18 protein-coding genes are annotated in these 19185 nt (G+C 66.7%); 14 read left to right on the top strand and 4 right to left on the bottom strand.

The window, feature by feature from the left end; genetic code table 11:
• Positions 1–100: 100 nt before the first annotated feature.
• The 12 genes from CP557_RS09150 (at position 101) to CP557_RS09205 (ending at position 13515) form a co-directional block, all read left to right on the top strand.
• Positions 101–694 (top strand): CoxG family protein, encoded by a 594-nt coding sequence (locus CP557_RS09150; protein ID WP_097379608.1) that lies wholly within the window; start codon positions 101–103, stop codon positions 692–694.
• Positions 691–1578 carry an FAD binding domain-containing protein gene (locus CP557_RS09155; protein ID WP_097379609.1) on the top strand — a complete coding sequence of 296 codons (888 nt, stop codon included), beginning with the start codon at positions 691–693 and terminating at the stop codon, positions 1576–1578. The genes CP557_RS09150 and CP557_RS09155 overlap by 4 nt, the downstream gene beginning before the upstream one ends.
• Positions 1575–2234, top strand: a complete 660-nt coding sequence (locus tag CP557_RS09160; protein WP_097379610.1) for a (2Fe-2S)-binding protein — start codon at positions 1575–1577, stop codon at positions 2232–2234. Before CP557_RS09155 ends, CP557_RS09160 begins: the two co-directional genes overlap by 4 nt.
• Positions 2231–4714, top strand: coding sequence for an aerobic carbon-monoxide dehydrogenase large subunit (locus CP557_RS09165; RefSeq protein WP_097379611.1), 2484 nt, complete (start codon positions 2231–2233; stop codon positions 4712–4714). The genes CP557_RS09160 and CP557_RS09165 overlap by 4 nt, the downstream gene beginning before the upstream one ends.
• 182 nt (positions 4715–4896) lie before the next feature.
• On the top strand, positions 4897–6033 hold the full coding sequence (locus CP557_RS09170; RefSeq protein WP_097381597.1) for an XdhC family protein: 1137 nt from the start codon (positions 4897–4899) through the stop codon (positions 6031–6033).
• Complete coding sequence (locus CP557_RS09175; protein ID WP_097379612.1) at positions 6030–7049, top strand: AAA family ATPase; 1020 nt, start codon at positions 6030–6032, stop codon at positions 7047–7049. The genes CP557_RS09170 and CP557_RS09175 overlap by 4 nt, the downstream gene beginning before the upstream one ends.
• The gene (locus tag CP557_RS09180; protein ID WP_097379613.1) at positions 7046–8473 is read left to right on the top strand and encodes a VWA domain-containing protein; all 1428 of its coding nucleotides are present in this window, start codon (positions 7046–7048) and stop codon (positions 8471–8473) included. Before CP557_RS09175 ends, CP557_RS09180 begins: the two co-directional genes overlap by 4 nt.
• Entirely contained in the window at positions 8470–9426 is a 957-nt protein-coding gene (locus CP557_RS09185; RefSeq protein ID WP_097379614.1) for a Rossmann-like domain-containing protein, read from the top strand. The genes CP557_RS09180 and CP557_RS09185 overlap by 4 nt, the downstream gene beginning before the upstream one ends.
• 18 nt (positions 9427–9444) lie before the next feature.
• Positions 9445–10611, top strand: a complete 1167-nt coding sequence (locus tag CP557_RS09190) for an XdhC family protein (protein ID WP_097379615.1) — start codon at positions 9445–9447, stop codon at positions 10609–10611.
• A gap of 303 nt (positions 10612–10914) precedes the next feature.
• On the top strand, positions 10915–11664 hold the full coding sequence (locus CP557_RS09195; protein WP_097379616.1) for a DUF7409 domain-containing protein: 750 nt from the start codon (positions 10915–10917) through the stop codon (positions 11662–11664).
• 185 nt (positions 11665–11849) lie between these two features.
• Positions 11850–12644, top strand: coding sequence for a class I fructose-bisphosphate aldolase (locus CP557_RS09200; RefSeq protein WP_097379617.1), 795 nt, complete (start codon positions 11850–11852; stop codon positions 12642–12644).
• A gap of 1 nt (position 12645) precedes the next feature.
• Positions 12646–13515: a class 1 fructose-bisphosphatase gene (locus CP557_RS09205; RefSeq protein ID WP_097379618.1), complete on the top strand. Its 870-nt coding sequence runs from the start codon at positions 12646–12648 to the stop codon at positions 13513–13515.
• 30 nt (positions 13516–13545) lie between these two features.
• Here CP557_RS09205 and CP557_RS09210 read toward each other — a convergent pair whose 3' ends face one another.
• The gene (locus tag CP557_RS09210; RefSeq protein ID WP_097381598.1) at positions 13546–13785 is read right to left on the bottom strand and encodes a hypothetical protein; all 240 of its coding nucleotides are present in this window, start codon (positions 13783–13785) and stop codon (positions 13546–13548) included.
• Between the two features lie 57 nt (positions 13786–13842).
• A complete protein-coding gene (locus CP557_RS09215) occupies positions 13843–15015 on the bottom strand; it encodes a hypothetical protein (RefSeq protein WP_097379619.1) in 1173 nt (390 codons plus the stop codon).
• Between the two features lie 457 nt (positions 15016–15472).
• Between CP557_RS09215 and CP557_RS09220 the strand changes: the two genes are divergently transcribed.
• Positions 15473–17266, top strand: a complete 1794-nt coding sequence (locus CP557_RS09220; protein ID WP_097379620.1) for an acyl-CoA carboxylase subunit beta — start codon at positions 15473–15475, stop codon at positions 17264–17266.
• Positions 17267–17637: 371 nt separating this feature from the next.
• Positions 17638–17988 (top strand): DUF5658 family protein, encoded by a 351-nt coding sequence (locus CP557_RS09225; protein ID WP_097379621.1) that lies wholly within the window; start codon positions 17638–17640, stop codon positions 17986–17988.
• Between the two features lie 10 nt (positions 17989–17998).
• On the opposite strand, the gene CP557_RS09230 is transcribed toward CP557_RS09225, so the two are convergent.
• Positions 17999–18580: a PH domain-containing protein gene (locus CP557_RS09230; protein ID WP_097379622.1), complete on the bottom strand. Its 582-nt coding sequence runs from the start codon at positions 18578–18580 to the stop codon at positions 17999–18001.
• Positions 18558–19181 carry a PH domain-containing protein gene (locus tag CP557_RS09235; RefSeq protein WP_097379623.1) on the bottom strand — a complete coding sequence of 208 codons (624 nt, stop codon included), beginning with the start codon at positions 19179–19181 and terminating at the stop codon, positions 18558–18560. The genes CP557_RS09230 and CP557_RS09235 overlap by 23 nt, the downstream gene beginning before the upstream one ends.
• Positions 19182–19185: the final 4 nt, after the last annotated feature.

A 19185-nucleotide genomic window follows, 5' to 3' on the forward strand; every position in this document is an offset into this window, starting at 1 on the left:
TATCATATACTGTGGTAAATAGTATGCACATAGTGCAGGGTTATAAAAGATGACGGCGACCGACACACGACCATCGCGGTTCGGACGGAGGGGGATATAAATGGAGTTCGATGGGGAGTTCGAACTCGAGGACGTCCCGCCGGAGAAGGCGTGGGTCGTCCTTTCGGATCCGATCGCGGTACGAAATTCGCTGAAGGGCTGTCAGTACATCACGCCGATGGACGACGACTTCAGCTACGACGACTACGAGGCCGACGAGGACGCGGAGACGCTGCCCGATGCCGATCCGGAGGCCGTCGCCGCGCGGGCGTTCGTCGAGGGCCAGGAGTACGCCGCGCTGATGCAGGTCGGCGTCGGAAGCGTCAAGCCCCGCTTCGAGACGTCGGTGACGATTCAGGAACGCGACGAGGAGGAGTTCATCATGACCGCGACCGGTACCGGGACCGCAAGCGGGAGTAGCTTCAGCATGGATTCGGGAATGCATATCCACCCCCTCGAGGACGGGGCGGGGTCCCGTATCGAGTGGTGGACCGAGGCCGACATTTCGGGCCGGATCGCCCAGCTCGGCTCGCGAGTCATCAACCCCGTTGCCAACAAGATCGTGAACAACTTCTTCAGCGACATCGAGAAGCAGATGAGCGACGTCGACGAGACGGATTCGGGCATCACGGACCGGATCCGTGGCATGTTATGAAAGCGGCACAGTTCGAGACTCACGAGCCCGATACCGTCGAGGAAGCCGTGAGCTTGCTCGAGAGCCTGGACGACCGGGCGATCCTGGCGGGCGGACAGAGCATGGTGCCGATGCTCCGGTTCCGACTCGCGGTTCCGGAGACCGTCATCGACATCAATTGCATCGACGGACTCGACTACCTCGAGGAAGCGGACGGCTGGCTCCGGATCGGTGCGCTCGCACGCCACGCCGACGTCGAGGAGTCGGCGCTGATCGACGAGAAGTACGGCAGCTTCGCCGACACGGCACCGTTGGTCGCGGATCCACAGATTCGGAACCGCGGCACGGTCGCCGGCGCGATCGCACAGGCGGATCCGAAAGGCGACTGGGGAAGCGTGTTGCTCGCACACGAGGGCGAGGTCGTCGCGCAGGGTCCGGACGGCGAGCGAGTCATCCCCGCCGAGGACTTCTTCCTGCTGCCCTACGATACGACCCTCGACGAGAACGAACTCATCACCGAGGTCCGGGTCCCGACGCCGGCCCCACGCGAGGGCAGCGCCTACCACAAGCTCAAACGGAAGGTCGGCGACTACGCGATGGCTGGCTCGGCGGCACGGCTCGTTCTCGACGAGGACGGCCGGATCGAGAACGCCGCCATCGGGCTCACGGCCGTCGACATCACGAACGTCCGGGCGACCGACGCCGAGGACCACCTCGAGGGCGAGCAGCCCGGCAGCGAGGTGTTCAAACGCGCCGGGGAGCTGGCGGCCGAGCAGTCCAACCCCGAATCGGACGAGCACGGCGACGCGGGCTACAAGGAACGCATGGTAAACGTCCTCACCCAGCGCGCGCTCGGCGACGCGGCCGAACGCGCAGGACTGGTCAAACGGAGGGTATCACAGTGACAGACACGCGCGAAATCACGCTGACGGTTAACGGCACCGAACACACGATCGACGTCGAGCCGCGACAGCTGCTCGTCCACGCGATCAGGGAGGAACTGGACCTGACCGGTACTCACATCGGCTGTGACACCGGGAACTGCGGGGCCTGTACCGTCCTCAAGGACGGCGAACCGATCAAGTCCTGTCTCATGTTCGCGACGCAGGCCGACGGGAGCGAACTCATGACCGTCGAGGGAATGGAGGACCTCCCGGAAGCCGGCGCGGACCTCCACCCGCTGCAAGAAGGGTTCCGCGAGGAACACGGCCTGCAGTGTGGCTACTGTACGCCCGGGATGATCATGTCCGGGAAAGCACTACTCGACGAGAACCCGGACCCGAGCGAGGAGGAGATCCGCGAGGCGATCAGCGGCAACCTCTGTCGGTGTACCGGCTACCAGAACATCGTCCGCTCGATCGAGTACGCCGCCGAGGAACTCGAGGCGGGAGAGATCGCGGCCGCGGACGGCGGGGTCGTCACGGATGCCGACGGCTCGACGATCACGCCCGCCGAGATGACCGACGCGGACGGCGAGTTCGACTGCGGCGTCGAGAACTGCTGTGGCGGGCCGACGACCGATCGCGATCACGACTCGATTGCCGGAGGTGAGAGCGAATGAGCAGCGACTCCGAACGGTTCGCTGAGGCAGAAGACGGCGGCCCACAGCCCGAGAAACACTGCGGCCACGGCCGCGGCGGGATGGGCGAGGAGGTCAAACGAAAGGAAGACCAGCGCTTCATCACCGGCCGGGGCAACTACGTCGACGACATCAAGAAGCCGGGGATGCTTCACTGCGAGATCGTCCGCAGTCCCCACGCACACGCACGGATCGAGGACATCGACAAGTCGCGAGCGCTTTCCGTCGACGGCGTCGTCGCCGTCCTCACCGCCGAGGACCTGCTCGAGCACGACCTCGCGACGATGCCGACGCTGATGGACGACACCCAGGACGTCCTGGTCAACGACAAGGTCAAGTTCCAGTCCCAGGAGGTCGCCGCCGTCATCGCGACCGACCGGTACACGGCCAAAGACGGGGCCGAGAAGGTCGTCGTCGACTACGACGTCCTCGACCCGGTCATCGGCGCGGAGAACGCACTCGAGGACGACGCGCCGGTGATCAGGGACGACATCGAGGGCAAGGAGGACAACCACTGTCTCGACTGGGAGACCGGCGACGAGGAAGCGACGGCCGAGGCCTTCGAGGAGGCCGACGTCACCGTCAAAGAGGACATGCTCTACCAGCGACTCCATCCCGCGCCGATCGAGACCTGCGGCGCGGTCGGGGACTACGATCCCGGCAAGGACAAGCTGACGGTCCACATGACCTCGCAGGCCCCTCACATCCACCGGACGCTGTTCGCGCAGGTCTCGGGGATCCCCGAACACAAGATCCGGATCGTCAGCCCGGACGTCGGGGGCGGCTTCGGCAACAAAGTGCCGATCTACCCGGGTTACGTCGTCGCCGCGGCAGCGTCGTACGTCTTAGAGGAGCCCGTCAAGTGGGTCGAGGAGCGCTCGGAGAACATCCAGTCGACCGGGTTCGCCCGGGACTACGACATGACCGGCGAGCTCGCCGCCACCGAGGACGGCGAGATCCAGGCGGTCCGGACCGACGTGCTGGCCGACCACGGCGCGTTCAACGCCGTCGCCCAGCCCTCGAAGTTCCCCGCCGGGTTCTTCAACATCTTCACCGGGTCCTACGACATCGACACGGCCTACGGCACGCTGACGGCGGCCTACACCAACACCGCGCCGGGCGGGGTGGCCTATCGCTGCTCGTTCCGCGTAACGGAGGCGGTCTACCTCATCGAGCGGATGGTGAAAGTCCTCGCGGACGAACTCGACATGGACCCCGCCGAGATCCGGCGGAAGAACTTCATCCAGCCCGAGCAGTTCCCCTACGAGAGCGCGACCGGGTGGAACTACGACTCCGGCGACTACGAGAAGGCCCTGGACAAGGCCCTCGAGATGGCCGACTACGAGGACTACCGCGAGGAACAACAGCGTCGGATCGAGGAGGACGCCGACAAACTGCTGGGTATCGGGGTCTCCTCGTTCACCGAAGTGGTCGGGGCCGGCCCCGGCAAGTCCTGTGACATCGCGGGCGTCGAGATGTTCGACTCCGCGGAGATCCGGGTCCACCCGACCGGGAACGCCACCGTCCGGGTGGGCGTCCAGACGCAGGGACAGGGCCACGAGACGACGTTCGCACAGATCGTCGCCGAGGAACTCGGGATGGACGTCGACGACATCACCGTCGAACACGGCGACACCGACACCGATCCCTACGGCCTCGGGACCTACGGCTCCCGGAGTACGCCGGTCGCCGGCGCGGCAGCCGCCGTCGCATCCCGGAAGGTCCGCGAAAAGGCGAAAGCCATCGCGGCCAACGAACTCGAGGCCGCCGAGGAGGACATCGACTGGGACCGCGAGAGCGGGGAATTCCACGTCGCCGGCGCGCCCGATCGTTCGATCACGATCACCGAGATCGCCGCCGGCGCGTACATGAACCACCCCTCGAGCGAGGAGCCCGGCCTCGAGGCGATCAACTACTACGATCCACCGGAAATGACGTACCCCTTCGGCTCGTACATCGTGATCGTCGAAGTCGACCGCGAGACCGGCGAGGTCGAGTTCGAGAAGTTCGTGGCCGTCGACGACTGTGGCAACCGCATCAACCCGATGATCATCGAGGGCCAGATCCACGGGGGGCTCGCCCAGGGGATCGGGACGGCGATGCTCGAACACGTCACGTTCGACGACAACGGCAACGTCACCGGCGGCGACTTCATGAACTACCTGCTGCCGACGTCCATGGAGATCCCCGAGTTCGAGACGGGACACACCGTCACGCCGTCGCCCCATCACCCGATCGGGGCGAAAGGGGTCGGGGAGTCGCCGACGGTCGGCTCGCCGCCGGCGATCGTCAACGCCGTCGTCGACGCGATGTCCCACGGCGGGATCAGCCACGTCGAGATGCCGATGACGCCCGACACGGTCTGGGAGAAACTCGACGAAGCGGGGCTCGCGATGGACCCCGCCGACAACATCGCACTCGAGTTCGATGGACAGCGAAGCGACGGAACGGCGGACGACTGAGCGTCGTCCGACCGCGACCCGGCGTGTCGAACGACACCTGTGCCGATCGACCGGGACGCTGCGTGTCGGACGACGACCGCGCGGATCGACCGCGAACGGGACCGTCTCGCGTCCCCCCGATCGGACCCGGGCGCATCTCAGGCCCGCTGGAGGAGAGCGAACGCGGATATGATTTCACCGAAATGACCGCAGACACACCAGTAGACGGCGACGAGACCGAGACGTCCGATCGATCAGCGACGGCGACCGACGGGGAGTTCGCCGAGCGAGAGCGAGCCCTGCAGGCCCGTGAGGAGCCGTACGCTCGAGCGACCGTCGTTCGGCGCGAACCGCCGGTTTCCGCCACCGTCGGCGATCGCGCGCTCGTCACTGCCGACGGCGACATTCACGGCTGGATCGGCGGCGTCTCCTGTGCACAGTCCCGCGTCGTCAGCGAGGCCCAGGCCGCGATCGCCGACGGCGACCCGCGGTTGATCGGTCTCGCACCCGATCCCGACGCGGTCGATCGACCCGGGCTCGCGGCGTTCCCGATGCTGTGCCACAGCGAGGGGACTCTCGAGGTGTTCATCGAGCCGGTCCTCCCGACGAGGGAGCTCCTCGTGGTCGGCGGGTCGCCGATCGCCCACTCGCTGGTCAGGCTGGCGAGCGAACTCGCCGTCGACGTGACGATCGTCGACCCCGACGGCGCGGACGCCGACCTCCCGGACGGGACGACCGTCGTCGCCACGCTCGAGCCGGACGAGATCGCCGATGCGGTCGGTGCGGGGCCGTTCGTCGTCGTGGCCTCGATGGGCGAGTACGACGCTCGGGGCGTCGCCGCCGGGATGCTGTCGGACGCGCCGTACGTCGGGCTCGTCGCGAGCGAGACCCGCGCCGACGAGGTCGTCGAGCGGGCCGCAGGACTGCTCGAGCGCGATCCGGCAGTCGTCCGTGAGGGGGTCACGAACCCGGCAGGCGTCGACATCTCGGCCGATACCGCGGCCGAGCTGGCGACGAGTCTGCTCGCCGAACTGGTCGAGGTGCGCGCCGCTACCGGACGGGCCACAGCAGGAGCCGATTCGACGGCCGAATCGGGGGCTGGGACGGAGACGACGGACACCACCGAACCCGATCCGGAGACCGAATCGTCGGCCGAACCCGACGACGAATCGGTCGTCGACCCCGTATGCGGCATGACCGTCGATCCGGACGGGGCTCCGAGCGTCGCCCACGACGGGACGACCTACTACTTCTGTTGTCCCGGCTGTGCGGACTCGTTTCGGAACGACCCGGACGACTATCTCGCGTCGACTGATAACGGGGTACTAGAGTCTACATGACGAGAGAGAATCCGGTCCTCCCGGTCGATGCGATATCCGAGTCGGGGATCAGGGAGCGATTCGAGCGGCAAAACTACGTCGCGGACGACCGCGTGATCACGACCGTCCAACTCGCGCTTCAGCTGGGCCGGCCGCTACTGGTCGAAGGGCCGCCCGGCAGCGGCAAGACCGAACTTGGCAAGGTACTCGCTGAGGGGTTCGACACGGAGCTGATTCGGCTCCAGTGTTACGAGGGGCTCACCGCCGAGAACGCACTGTACGAGTGGAACTACACGAAACAGCTGCTCGCGGTCCAATCGAACGAAGGGACCGTCGCCGGTGGATCCGGCGCGGGCTCCGGATCTGTATCTACGGGCGGGGTGACCCCGTCGGAAACCGACGCCGAAACCGACGGTCCGCGGTCCGTGTTCGACGACGAGTTCCTGCTCGAGCGACCGCTCTTGCGGGCGCTCACCGCCGGCGAGGACCGGTCGCCGGTGTTGCTGATCGACGAGATCGACCGGGCGGACGAGGCGTTTGAGGCGTTCCTGCTCGAACTCCTCTCGGACTATCAGGTGTCGATTCCGGAACTGGGGACGATCAGCGCGGACAACCCGCCGATCGTCGTCCTCACGTCGAATCGGACCCGCGGGCTCAGCGACGCACTCAAGCGGCGGTGTCTGTACCTGCACGTCGAACCGCCGTCGTTCGAGACGGAGTACAGGATCGTCTCCCGCAAAGTTCCCGAACTCGACGCGGCGATCGCGGCCGAGGTGTGCGCGGTCGTCGAACGCCTCCGGGAGGAGTCGTTCCTCAAGCAACCGGGCGTCGCCGAGACGCTCGACTGGGCGCGAGCGATCGCGGCGCTCCGATCCGAAGGCGAGGTGGACTCGCTCTCGACGGCCGAGATCGAACGGACGATCGGCTGTCTCCTCAAGGAAGTCCAAGACGTCACCCGCGTCGACACCGCCTTGCTGGAACAGCTCGAGGCGGCCGCGGCCGCTGCCGACGAACGAGTCGATTCGACCGACACATGACCCCCGACCGGCCACCCTCCGGACCCGCCGACGAGCCCGACCGAGCCGAGGCCGGGGCTGCCGAACGGGGCGGACTCGAGCGGGCGACCGGGACCGGCGTGCCCGACTTCGAGGCGGCCCGCAACCACGTGTTGACGGAACTCGTCCGCTTCGTCGGGCGACTCCGGCGTGAGGGCGCGACGGTCCCGGCCGACGGCACCCTCGAGGCGGGGCGAGCGCTCGCCGTGGTCGGACTCGGGGACCGAAAGCCCGCCGGAGACGCGCTTCGGGCGACGCTGCTCACCGAGCCGGACGACCGCGAGATCTTCGACGAGGCGTTTCCCACCTTCTGGCACCGGTTGCGGACCGGACTCGATCGAATCGCGACCCACGAGGGAGGCGAATCGCCGGACGGCGACGCAGGGTCGAAGCCGGAGGTCTCCCTCGAGACGGAGCAGCCGGAGGCCGAACTCCCCGCCGACGCGGAACTGCCATCGCCCGACTCGGACGATGGGCCGGCGGACGTCGACGTCCGGATCTCGACGGGCCGCCGGCACGCGACCGGTGAGCGGGCGAGCGACACTGGCGGCGACGACGCACGGCGGTACAGCCCGGTCGGTGGGCGCGAACCCGTGGCGGTCGAGGGGGTCTCGTTGACCGACGACGAGGTCACGGCGATCGATCGGTTCGTCGATGCGCTGGCGACGATTCCCGGTCGACGGACCCGGCTGGCTGCGAGCGGTGATCGCATCGACGCTCGGCGAGCACTCCGATCGAGTCTCGGGACCGGCGGGACGGCGATCGAACTGCCGACACGCGAACCCGTTCCGAGCGAACTTCACTGCTGTCTGTTGATCGACGTCAGCGGCTCCGTTCTCGATACGATCGACCGCGACACGCTGTTGGCCGTCGCGGACCGACTGCAGGACACCGCACGATCGGGGTCGGTGTTTCTGTTCGACACGGACCTCGTCGACGCGACCGAACAGTTCGAGCGGGCGGCCGGCGATCCGGCCGCGGCCCTGCACGATGCCGAAATCGAGTGGGGCGGTGGGACACGGATCGGTAATGCGTTCGACACCCTCCGGCGAAACTACCCCAACGCGGTGGACCGCCGGACCGTCGTCGTCGTGGTCAGCGACGGCCTCGACGTCGGTGACCGGGAAACCCTGGAAACGGGCATCACCTGGCTCGCACGCCGGGCCGACGCGATCCTCTGGCTCAATCCGCTGGCGGTCTCGTCGGCGTACGAACCCCGTTCGCGGGGGATGGCGACGTGTCTCCCCCACGTCGACGGCCTGTTCGGCTTCGCGGAACCTGCCGATCTCGACGAAGCGGCTCGCCAACTCGAGCGCCACGGGATCGACGGACCGATCGGCTACGAACACGATCGCCGCCGCATCGGGACCGAAAACGACGCGCCGACCGACGGAGGGGACCGATGATCGAGCCGATCCTCCCCGCGGTCGTCGACCGCCTCCGGTCGATCGGCACCCTCGAGGCGGCGACGGTCGAGGACGTAACGATCGGCGACGCCGCGGTCATGGTCGAAGTCGGGGGCGTGGCGGCGCGATCCGGTGCCAAAGCGCGGGCCGCTACCGGTTCGGAAGCGACTCGAGGAAGCCAGCCGACCGCTGGTCTCGCTCACCGACCCTCGGGACCCACGCGACCGGAAGACGATCTCGATATCGACACGCTCGTCGGCTGGGCGACGCGGACGAGCCGCGAGTCGTCGATCGACGGACAGGACCGACATGGCGGGGCCGGCGATGGGGCGACGTCCGCCGACGGACTGCTCGAGAACGCACTCGGCGTCGCGGCGATCAACGCCCTCTCGGCCCCGTATATCGACTGGCAGACGGGCGATCCGATGGCGTTGCTGGACCCGAGCGTCGACACGATCGCGACGGTCGGCCTCTTCCGGCCCGCGTTCCGGAAGTTCGACGACGTCGACGTTCGCGTCATCGAACGGACCGACGTCGGGTCGGTGACGGCACCTGCGGGCGTCCGCGTCGCGACGTTTCAACCGGACGCGGCGAGCGCAGCGATGGCGGGCGCGGACGTCGTCTTCGTCACCGGCTCGACGTTCGTTTACGGCGGTCTCGAGCGCTATCTCGCGGCTGCACCGGCGGCGGCGACGGTCGTCCTGATCGGTGCGACCGCGTCCGTCCTCCCCGACCCTGTCTTCGACGCCGGCGTGGACGTCGTCGCCGGAGCGTCGGTGGCCGATCGGGCTCGCGTCCGCGAGGCCGTCGCAAGCGGTGCCTGCGGGACGGACCTGCACGACGCCGGCGTTCGGAAAGTATACGTGGCTGCCGACCGATCGACTGATCCGAGCCAGGGACTAACACACACGCGGAGCGGGGGATCCAACCGAGATGAGACGACAGACGACTGACCGACAGCGGACCGACCAATGACACGAAGCAACTGGAGCCTACCGGAGACCGAGGTGGTACAGCGCATTCACGAGCGACTCGACGCGGCGGGAACGGACGTCTTAGCGACGATCGTCGATGTCGAGGGGAACGCCTACCGGCGGCCGGGCGCGAAGATGCTCCTCGACGACGCCGGCGAGGGCGTCGGCAGCATTACGGCCGGCTGCCTCGAGGACGACCTGCTCGCGGCAGCCGAGTCAGTTCGCGAACGCGGCCGTCCGGAGCTGGTGACCTACGACCTGATGGAGGACGACGAAGACGTCTGGGGGCTCGGCGTCGGCTGCAACGGGATCATCGACGTCCTGCTGGAGCCGTTGACCGAGACCTATCGTCCCGCCGTCGAGGCCTTCGCCGACGGACGGAACGTCGCCGTTCTCACCGTTCTCGAGGGAGCGGACGGCCCCCTCGGCCGTGGCGACCGCGCGTACTACCATCCCAAAGAGGGGCGGCTCGCGACCCCGGACGGCGAGCCGGCGACGGACTGGCCCGCCGCGCTGTCGGGACCCGCGGCGGATCTCGCCGAGCGCGGCCGAGCCGACGTCGTCGAACTCGAGTCGGACGGAGAACTCGAGGTGTTCATCGACGGGCTCGCAGCGCCCTCGGAGCTGGTCGTGTTCGGAACCGGCCACGACGTGGGGCCGGTCACCGAACTGGCCGCGAAAAACGACTTCCGCGTGACCGTCGTCGGGTTCCGCGGTGGCGTCGACCTCGCGGACCGGTTTCCGGACGCCGACGAAACGATAACGACCTCGCCGGCGGCCGTCGACGACGAGCTCGACCTCGACGACCGCACCTACGCGGTCGTCATGACTCACAACTTCGTCGACGATCGGTTGACGGTCGAGCAGTTACTGGAGTCGCCGGTTCCCTACATCGGTCTGATGGGGCCCCGCGAGCGGTTCGAGGAGATGCTCGAGGCGTTCGAGGACGAGGGACGGTCGTTCGAGGAAGGGGAGTTGTCGCCGCTGTACACGCCGATCGGGCTCGACCTCGGCGGCGGCTCCCCCTACCAGATCGCACACAGTATCGTCGCGGAGATGCTGGCGGTGTCCAACGATCGGACGCCCCGACACCTGAAACGCCGCGAGGGACACATTCACGACAGAGTGACGGTCGATTCGAAGGAGGGTGCCCCCTCGCAGTAGCCCGCGTTTCATACGGTTTGCTGTCCCGATTTCACGGTGGGACCGCAGGGTGGTCCCGGTCCCACCGGCACTGGCGGACAGGAGACCGTATCACGCGCCGATCGCGGACGGTCGGCAGGGACGGGCCAGTACCGCCTGTCCGATGAGGTCGTTCCCCTGGCGGGCAGCGTTCTGTGACGATCGGATACCTGGACATCGCTGTTCCTCGCGTGGTGACGCCCGTCCACGAGCGGGGACGAACGCCGCTGATCCGCGGCCAGAGAAACTTTCAAGGTCGACGCCCGAGAGTTCGAGACAGAGTTGATGAATCGCGTGAGTGAAAGAAACAGCGCGAACAACACGGGTTCGGGGGCCGCAGGTGAGACGGAGACCAGCGAGAGCGCGGTCGTCGACATCGGCATCTCCGTCGACGTCAGCGACGACAGGAATCCGGCTGCGGATCTCAGTGGGGCCGAACCCGAACTCGAGGAGGGGGAACTGCTCGAGGCGATCGAGGGGGAACGGACGACCGACACGGCGGCCACCACAGGGAGGGATACGGGTATCGGTACCGACGAGCGCCAGGCCCTCGAGGCTGCCGATATCGATCCCGACGCGGTCGCGGGCAAGGAATACTCCTATCGCATGCTGCTGGATGCGGGTCTCGACGAAGGGATCGCGGCCAGCCTCCGCAGACGGTACTCGCTGCCGTGGTCGTTCGAGGGAGAGGGCGATCTCGACCGGCGCTCGAGCGAGGTCCGGGGGCTGGGCGACGCCGAACGCGAGTGGATCGCCGTCAGCGCCGACGAGGAGTGGCAAGCCTTCGAGTACGATCACTCGGGGCTCGTCTCGGTCGGGCGGGACCGCCCCTCGGAGCGTCCCTATCCCAGACCGACCCCGGTCACGGCGGTCACTGGGGTCGGCCCCGACGACGCCGACGCGCTGGCCGAGGCCGGGGTGCGATCGGCGGAGCGACTCGCGACCATCGACGCGATGACGGTCGCGGCGGTCCTCGATCTGAACGTGTTGCACGTCCGGACGTGGCGACACAACGCGCGCGAACTACTCGAGTGAAACCGCGACGACGACCGAAACCCATCGAACCGATGTCACGCGGGGGCGGTTCGATCCGCAACGGCTGTTCCCGAAAGTATTCGACGACCGTTTCCGCGAAAACAGGCACGTTTACTACAGTTGTACGTAATTTCGATAACTCGGACCATCAGAGATTTATAGCGGCCTGTTGGACCGTCTAACAGATGATTCCGATCGACGACTCTCCGATCGTTCGCGACGGCAAGTCACTGATTCTGGCGATGGACCACGGGCTCGAGCACGGCCCTGTCGACTTCGAAGCAGTTCCGGAGAAACTCGATCCAGCGACGGTCTTCGAGACGGCGACCCACGACGCCGTCACGTCGATGGCCGTTCAGAAGGGGATCGCGGAGGGGTACTATCCGAGCTACGAGGACGACGTCAACCTCCTCCTGAAGCTCAACGGGACGTCGAACATGTGGATGGGAGAGCCCGACTCCGCGATCAACTGCTCGGTCGACTACGCGGCCGAGTTGGGTGCCGACGCGGTCGGCTTCACCGTCTACAGCGGCTCGAACCACGAGGTCGAGATGTACGAGGAGTTCCGTCGGGTACAGGAGAAAGCCCGCGAGTACGACCTCCCGGTCGTCATGTGGTCCTACCCCCGCGGCCAGGGGCTCAAGAACGACACCAAGCCGAGCACGATTTCCTATGCCACCCGTATCGCCCTCGAGGTCGGTGCCGACATCGCGAAGGTCAAGTACCCCGGCAGCGCCGACGCCATGGAGCACGCGTGCAAGGCCGCAGGCGACATGAAAGTCGTCATGAGCGGCGGCTCGAAGACCTCCGACTACGACTTCTGCTCGACCGTCGAGGCCGCCGTCACCGCCGGCGCGAGCGGGCTCGCGGTCGGCCGCAACATCTGGCAGCGCGAGGACCCGACCCGGATCCTCGACGCCTTAGAGGAGGTCATCTACGAGGAAGCGACCGCCGACGCGGCACTCGAGGCCACCGAATAGGATGACGGTGTCCGATCCAGTCGTCGAGGACGTAGTGACGACGATCAGCCGCTCGGCGACCGAGATTCGACAGGGGCTGATCGGCCGCCGCGGGACGGTCGAGGGGGAAAACCCAAGCGGCGATACCCAAGCCGAGGCCGACGTCTGGGCCGACGAGTTACTCGGCGATCGAATCGCCGGGATCGACGGCGTCGGCCAGTACGCCAGCGAGGAGCGAGCCGATATCGTCGACTGCGGCGACGATCCCGCGGCGTCGGCGGCGTACGCCGTCGCAGTGGACCCACTCGACGGCTCGTCGAACCTCAAATCCAACAACACGATGGGGACGATCTTCGGGGTCTACGACGCCGCGCTCCCCGCCCGCGGTGACACCCTCGTCGCCGCCGGCTACGTCCTCTACGGCCCGATCACGACGATGGTGATCGCCACCGACGATACCGTCTCGGAGTACGAACTCACCGGCGGCGAGCGAACGATCGTCGAGCGCGACGTCACGTTGCCCGCGGAGCCGGTCGTCTACGGCTTCGGCGGTCGCGTCCCCGACTGGCCCGCGGACTTCCGCGAGTACGCCCGCGAGATCGAGCGGGAACTCAAGCTCCGGTACGGCGGCGCACTGATCGGCGACGTCAACCAGGTACTCACCTACGGCGGCACCTTCGGCTACCCCGCACTCGAGTCCCGACCCGAGGGTAAACTCCGGCTCCAGTTCGAAGGGAATCCGATCGGCTACGTCGTCGAGCAGGCCGGCGGTCGCTCCTCGAACGGCACGCAGTCGTTGCTGACCGTCGACCCCGACGAACTGCACGACCGAACGCCGTTACACGTCGGCAACGACGATCTGATCGACCGGCTCGAGTCGACGGTCGCGTAGCGCCGTCTCGAGGGCTCGTCGCCGCCGGTTTCAGGGCTCGTCGTCGCCGCTCACCCAGGCTGCCGTCACGGTGACGTAGAGAGCGACGCCCCCCACGAGCATGGCGTAGAACGCCCAGCGGGGCCAGGCGTTCTCGAGGAAGAGGAGCGTCAGCAAGAGGACCCACAGCGAGACGGCGAGCAGGTCGCCGAGGAGTCGGAGGACACCGCTCGCGACGCTTCGGACGCGACTCCGGTCGGATCGCGAGTTACGGGCGGTATCGTTGCTCATATTCGAGTCGGTGTTCGCCATCGGACGGTCAGCCGGAAGCGAGCCAGTGGGCGGTAGTCAGAAGTGATAGCCATGGTTCTCCGTCAGTCGGTAGGCACCGACGCCCCAGACGTAGCTCTGTCCGGGCCACCAGGTCCGGGCGTTGTTGAAACCCGCGACGAGCACCTCGCCGTCGTCGCCCTCGGGGTCGGTGTGATAGCTCACCGAGCCGCTGTCGCCGTCGGTCAGATCCATCTCGCCGCCCCAACGGATCTGCCCGCGCCGACAGAACTCGTCGGTAAAGCAGGTAACCGCATCGACCCCCTGGATCTTCCCCGTCGTGTGCCCGCTCAGGGCGCCGACCTTCTCGAGTTCCTCGTCGCGAGCGGCGAGGTCGGCGAGGCCGAACCTGGTGAACTGGCCTCGAATGCGAGGCTGCGACGGCGCGTCGATCCTGCTTGCGGGTTCGACCCAGCCGCTTGGTTCGACGGCCGCGACGTCCTCGATGGGATGGTAGTGGACGACCCGTCCCAGTTCGATGGGGTCGGCCTCCTCGCGGGGCAACAGCAAGGCGTCGTCCGCGGAGTCGTGATTCTCACGAAACGCATGCTCGGCCGTCACGAAGAGCCGTCGCTGGCCGTCGGGATGATACAGCGCCGGTCCGAGCGTCGCGATACTCGAGGGCGTTTCACAGGCGACGCCGCTCGGGACGGTTCCGTCCGAGGGCGCCTCCGCGAACCGTGGTTCGCTGAATTCGGGATCGTCCTTGATCGCTTCGATATCGATGATCGTCTCCGTATCGATACTGATCCCGTCGGCGAGTTCACTGAACAGTTCTCGCAGGGAGTGGCTGTCGCTCGAGAGACCGACGGAGACGGTGGCGGTTCCGCTCGAGTAGTCGCCCGGGACGACGGCGCTACCGAGATAGCCGGTGAAGGCGAGACTGGCGAGTCGCTCGTTCAGTTCGAGGGCTTTCTTGACAGCGGCGTACCACTCCGCAGGGACGTATCTGGTCCGTTCCTGGAGCGACCACGGATCGTCGGGGACCTCCCTGACGAGTGCGGTGACGATGGGGACGTCGCCGTCGTCGGCTGCCAGGAAGTCGTCGACGCCGAGCCACTGTGCCATCCCGACTGCGAAGCCGCCGCTGACGATGGTTCGCAGGAACTCCCGCCGATCCATTCCCGACTCGAGTCGATCGCGAAGCGATGCGAGCTGGGAGCCGAGATGTTCGATGTTTGCTGACGGCATGCGGCAATGCTGGTCTTCAGTCGCTATGCGCCCCGCTCCGCCGAACCCTCCGTATACGGACACGGAATCGATAACCGATACAACGAACGACAAACGCGATAAAATCGGTTCTGCCTGCAGTTGCCGCCGACGATATCGTCGCCACGAGCCGACGAACGATCGACCGGACCGAAGGGCTGGGCAACTGAATGCGGCGTTCGTCCCACCGTCCGTTCAGTACGTGGAGTCGCCGCGCTGACGATCACGGAGACGGCACGCGTTCCGTCGGCTCCTGTCGTGACTGCGAGCGTGCGTCCGCCGCTCGCGGCGACCGCCGGCCGTTGGGGGTGATCGACTGGGCACGAGCCCCTTTTCTCTCGGTTCCGTCTCTGACGCCCGGAATCCAGCGGGAGTCCGAACGACTGTGCGACCGGGGATCGGGGAAAACGGTATTTGGTCCCCCGACACAGCACGTAGCATGCGAGTTCGTATCGCGGCCGGTGCCGACGACGACGAGGCTGCGGCGATCGCGGCCGCGCTGGCAGGGCACGTCGGCGAGACGGTCGAGCTGTTCCTCGGCGACGAGACGGAGCCGACGGTGGTCCACGAAATCGAGTCACCAGCCGACGGCGAATCGGCAGCCGATCCCGAGACGGAGCCCACCGAGGCCGAGCGCGATCTCGGCCCCACCGAGCGCGAAGCGCGTCTGTGGGACGAGATCGAAGACATCCTCGAGGGTGGCCCCGAGAAGTACAAAACGCAACTCTCCGAGGAGGGCAAGCTGTTCGTCCGCGATCGACTCGAGTTGTGGTTTGCCGGCGACGACAGCGAGATACACTTCGAGGACGGTCGGTTCGCGGCGTTCGACGACTGGCACCCAAGCGGTGCAAACACCGACGAAGACGACGGTGACGGCGACCGCCTCCCGGCGGACGGCCTCATCACGGCCGCAGCCACGTTCGAGGGCCGGGACCTCCACGTGATGGCCAACGACTACACGGTCAAGCGCGGCAGCATGGCCGCGAAAGGCGTCGAGAAGTTCCTCCGAATGCAACAGCGCGCGCTCAAGACCGGCAATCCGGTGCTGTACCTGATGGACTCCTCGGGCGGGCGGATCGACCAGCAGACGGGCTTTTTCGCCAACCGCGAGGGGATCGGGAAGTACTACTACAACCACTCGATGCTCTCCGGACGGGTGCCCCAGATCTGTGTCCTCTATGGGCCGAGCATCGCCGGGGCGGCCTACACACCTGTCTTCGCGGACTTCACGATCATGGTCGAGGGGATGTCCGCGATGGCGATCGCCTCCCCGCGGATGGTGCAGATGGTCACCGGCGAGGACATCGATCTCCAGGAACTCGGCGGGCCGGCAGTCCACATGCAGGAGTCGGGGTCGGCGGACCTGATCGCCGACGACGAGGAACACGCCCGCGAACTCGTGGCACGACTGATAACGTATCTGCCGGACAACGCCGACGAGAAACCGCCACAGCGGGAGCCGGCCGAGCCAGCCGGGTCCCCCGACGGAATCGACGCCATCGTCCCCCAGCAACCGAACAAGGGGTACGACATGACCGACGTCATCGACCGAATCGTCGATGCGGGGTCGTACTTCGAGTTACGGCCCGATTACGGTCCGGAGATACTCACCGCGTACGCCCGGATCGACGGTCGTCCGATCGGCATCGTCGCCAACCAGCCAGCCCACCGTGCCGGCGCGATCTTCCCGGACGCGGCCGAGAAAGCTGCGGAGTTCATCTGGAAATCGGACGCGTTCAATATCCCCTTACTCTATCTCTGCGACACGCCCGGTTTCATGGCCGGCTCGCAGGTCGAGAGAGACGGCATCTTGGAGCAGGGCAAGAAGATGATCTACGCGACTTCCTCAGCCACGGTTCCCAAACAGACCGTCGTCGTCCGGAAAGCCTACGGCGCGGGGATCTACGCGATGGGCGGGCCCGCCTACGACCCCGAGAGCGTCATCAGTCTTCCCTCGGGCGAAATCGCCATCATGGGGCCCGAAGCGGCGATCAACGCCGTCTACGCGCGCAAGCTCTCCGAGATCGACGATCCAGACGAACGCGAACGGATGGAACAGGAACTCCGCGAGGAGTACCGCGAGGACATCGACGTTCATCGAATGGCGAGCGAGGTCGTCATCGACGAGATCGTTCCGCCGAGCACGCTGCGCGCGGAACTGGCCGCCCGGTTCGACTTCTACGAAGGCGTCGAGAAGTCCCTGCCGGACAAGAAACACGGGACGATACTCTGAACGCGCCCGGAATCCCCCCTGTTCGGCGTCCCAGTGGGCCTTTCTGTCGACCCGACTTCCGTCCCAGCGGCCCCCTCCGCGACCTGCTTCTCGACCGTCTCGAGACCCTGCTACGAGACCGGGTCCGTCGAGCAGGTATGCACACCCACGAGATCGGTCCCATCGCTATCGTCGCAACTGAAACGATTTCCACACTGATCGCAACGCTGTCGTGTGATCAGGTGTGCAATGACTTTCAGTTGCGACTATAGTTATGATCGCTTACCGACGACGGAACTCCCCCTACGCCTGGCATAACAATAGCCCGCGTGGTAGAATCGGCGCGTGCTCCCGACGGCACGACGAGCCGGTTCGACCCCGGCGGGGGGCCTATGAGTTCCGAGGGCGCGTCCCTGCACCACCGTCTCCCCGGCGATCTGACGCCCGTCGATCTCGAGCGACTGCTCTGGGGAGCCGTCGTCCTTGCTTTGGCCGCCGACGTCGCGACGACGTTCGTCGGCCTCCATCTGGGGCTGTCCGAGTCGAACCCGGCTGCTCGCGGGGCGATCGAGGGATACGGGGTGGGCGGTATGCTCGCGCTGAAGGCGTTCGCGGTCGGTGTTGGGCTCGTCTGTCGGCTCCTCCTCGAGCAGGTTTACCGGCCGATCGTCCCGGCTGGGCTCGCAGTACCGTGGCTGGCCGCCGCGCTCCTGAACGTCTATACGATCGCGACCGTCCTGTAAACGACCGGCGTTATGGCTTCCCCTCGAGGTCGCGTCGCCACGCTCGAACCTCGGCGAGGACGCCCTCCCACTGATCGCGCCGCCCCGGAATCTCGGCGTCCGTCAGCCCCTCGCGTTGGGCCTCCAGCCGGTCGTGAATCGCGTTGGGGTCTTCGACGTTCCAGAACGCGAGTTCCAGGCCGCCCGCGGTTTCGATCGTGACGGTCCCGTAGCCGACGAACCGGCCGATCGCATCCTGCTCGACGGTGGTGTTCTGGATCCGCTCGAGCGAGACGGTTCGAACGGTTCGCCCGAGGACGCCGTGGCGCGTCGCGGCTCTCGCGTTCGTGACGACGAACGCCGTTCGCGAGACGCGAGCGTACTGCCACAGCGCGGGTGTGACGAGGATCGGAATCCCGACGGCGGCGAAGACCGGCACGACATCGATGGCGACTGCAACCAGGAGGCCGATCGTCCCCACGACCGCGAAGACGGCCCACGGAAGGACGGTCTGGATCCGCGGGCGCTCCTGCCAGCGGACCTGCTCGCCGGCCTCCATCGGGAGCCAGGGTGGGCCATCCGTGACGGCGTCAGATCGATCGGTCTTCGTCATACTCGTAGGACTGGTCGTCGGTTCGTCGGGTCCCAGTACTCGTCCCGGCGTCGGATCGGCCCGCGGCTCCCCCCTCGACGGCCGTCCGAATCGCGCGGAGTTCGGCGAGGATCTCCTCGAGGATCTCGTCTTTCGTGCGCTCGTCGGCGGAGTCGCCGCGTTCGCGTTTGATCCGTTCGCCGATCCGCTGTTGGATGGCTCTGGGATCGGGAACCGAGTCGAACGACATCTCGACGCCGGAGCCGCCGGCGGTGCTGATCTCGACGGAGCCGTAGCCGAAGTGAGTTCCCAGCGCGCTCTGACTGTAGGAGATATCCTGTACCTTCCCGTGTTCGATCCGCTTGACGTCCCGCGAGAACACGCCGGTTTTCTTGTAGAGCGCTCGCGTCGTCACGACGTAGTGGGTGTTCGTCACGCGGAGGTACTCGCTGGCGATGATGAGGAGTCCGATCAGGACGATCGTGAGCGGGATTCCGATCACGAACGCCGGAACGAGCGTTCGCCGATCCGGGCCGCCGGCCCAGAGGATCTCCTCGTCGTCGTCCAGCGAGAGCCACTCGAGGTCGACCCCCGCATCGACGGCTGACGTCTCGGTACTCATTCTG

Origin of the sequence: Natrinema ejinorense (assembly GCF_002494345.1) — an archaeon.
Lineage (GTDB): Archaea > Halobacteriota > Halobacteria > Halobacteriales > Natrialbaceae > Natrinema > Natrinema longum.

What these genes read in the sequence shown, in the direction of transcription:
- CP557_RS09150 (WP_097379608.1), top strand. Translation starts at nt 101, where the DNA reads ATGGAGTTCGATGGGGAGTTCGAACTCGAGGACGTCCCGCCGGAGAAG.
- CP557_RS09155 (WP_097379609.1), top strand. Translation starts at nt 691, where the DNA reads ATGAAAGCGGCACAGTTCGAGACTCACGAGCCCGATACCGTCGAGGAA.
- CP557_RS09165 (WP_097379611.1), top strand. Translation starts at nt 2,231, where the DNA reads ATGAGCAGCGACTCCGAACGGTTCGCTGAGGCAGAAGACGGCGGCCCA.
- CP557_RS09170 (WP_097381597.1), top strand. Translation starts at nt 4,897, where the DNA reads ATGACCGCAGACACACCAGTAGACGGCGACGAGACCGAGACGTCCGAT.
- CP557_RS09175 (WP_097379612.1), top strand. Translation starts at nt 6,030, where the DNA reads ATGACGAGAGAGAATCCGGTCCTCCCGGTCGATGCGATATCCGAGTCG.
- CP557_RS09180 (WP_097379613.1), top strand. Translation starts at nt 7,046, where the DNA reads ATGACCCCCGACCGGCCACCCTCCGGACCCGCCGACGAGCCCGACCGA.
- CP557_RS09185 (WP_097379614.1), top strand. Translation starts at nt 8,470, where the DNA reads ATGATCGAGCCGATCCTCCCCGCGGTCGTCGACCGCCTCCGGTCGATC.
- CP557_RS09190 (WP_097379615.1), top strand. Translation starts at nt 9,445, where the DNA reads ATGACACGAAGCAACTGGAGCCTACCGGAGACCGAGGTGGTACAGCGC.
- CP557_RS09195 (WP_097379616.1), top strand. Translation starts at nt 10,915, where the DNA reads ATGAATCGCGTGAGTGAAAGAAACAGCGCGAACAACACGGGTTCGGGG.
- CP557_RS09200 (WP_097379617.1), top strand. Translation starts at nt 11,850, where the DNA reads ATGATTCCGATCGACGACTCTCCGATCGTTCGCGACGGCAAGTCACTG.
- CP557_RS09205 (WP_097379618.1), top strand. Translation starts at nt 12,646, where the DNA reads ATGACGGTGTCCGATCCAGTCGTCGAGGACGTAGTGACGACGATCAGC.
- CP557_RS09210 (WP_097381598.1), bottom strand. Translation starts at nt 13,785, where the DNA reads ATGAGCAACGATACCGCCCGTAACTCGCGATCCGACCGGAGTCGCGTC.
- CP557_RS09215 (WP_097379619.1), bottom strand. Translation starts at nt 15,015, where the DNA reads ATGCCGTCAGCAAACATCGAACATCTCGGCTCCCAGCTCGCATCGCTT.
- CP557_RS09220 (WP_097379620.1), top strand. Translation starts at nt 15,473, where the DNA reads ATGCGAGTTCGTATCGCGGCCGGTGCCGACGACGACGAGGCTGCGGCG.
- CP557_RS09225 (WP_097379621.1), top strand. Translation starts at nt 17,638, where the DNA reads ATGAGTTCCGAGGGCGCGTCCCTGCACCACCGTCTCCCCGGCGATCTG.
- CP557_RS09230 (WP_097379622.1), bottom strand. Translation starts at nt 18,580, where the DNA reads ATGACGAAGACCGATCGATCTGACGCCGTCACGGATGGCCCACCCTGG.
- CP557_RS09235 (WP_097379623.1), bottom strand. Translation starts at nt 19,181, where the DNA reads ATGAGTACCGAGACGTCAGCCGTCGATGCGGGGGTCGACCTCGAGTGG.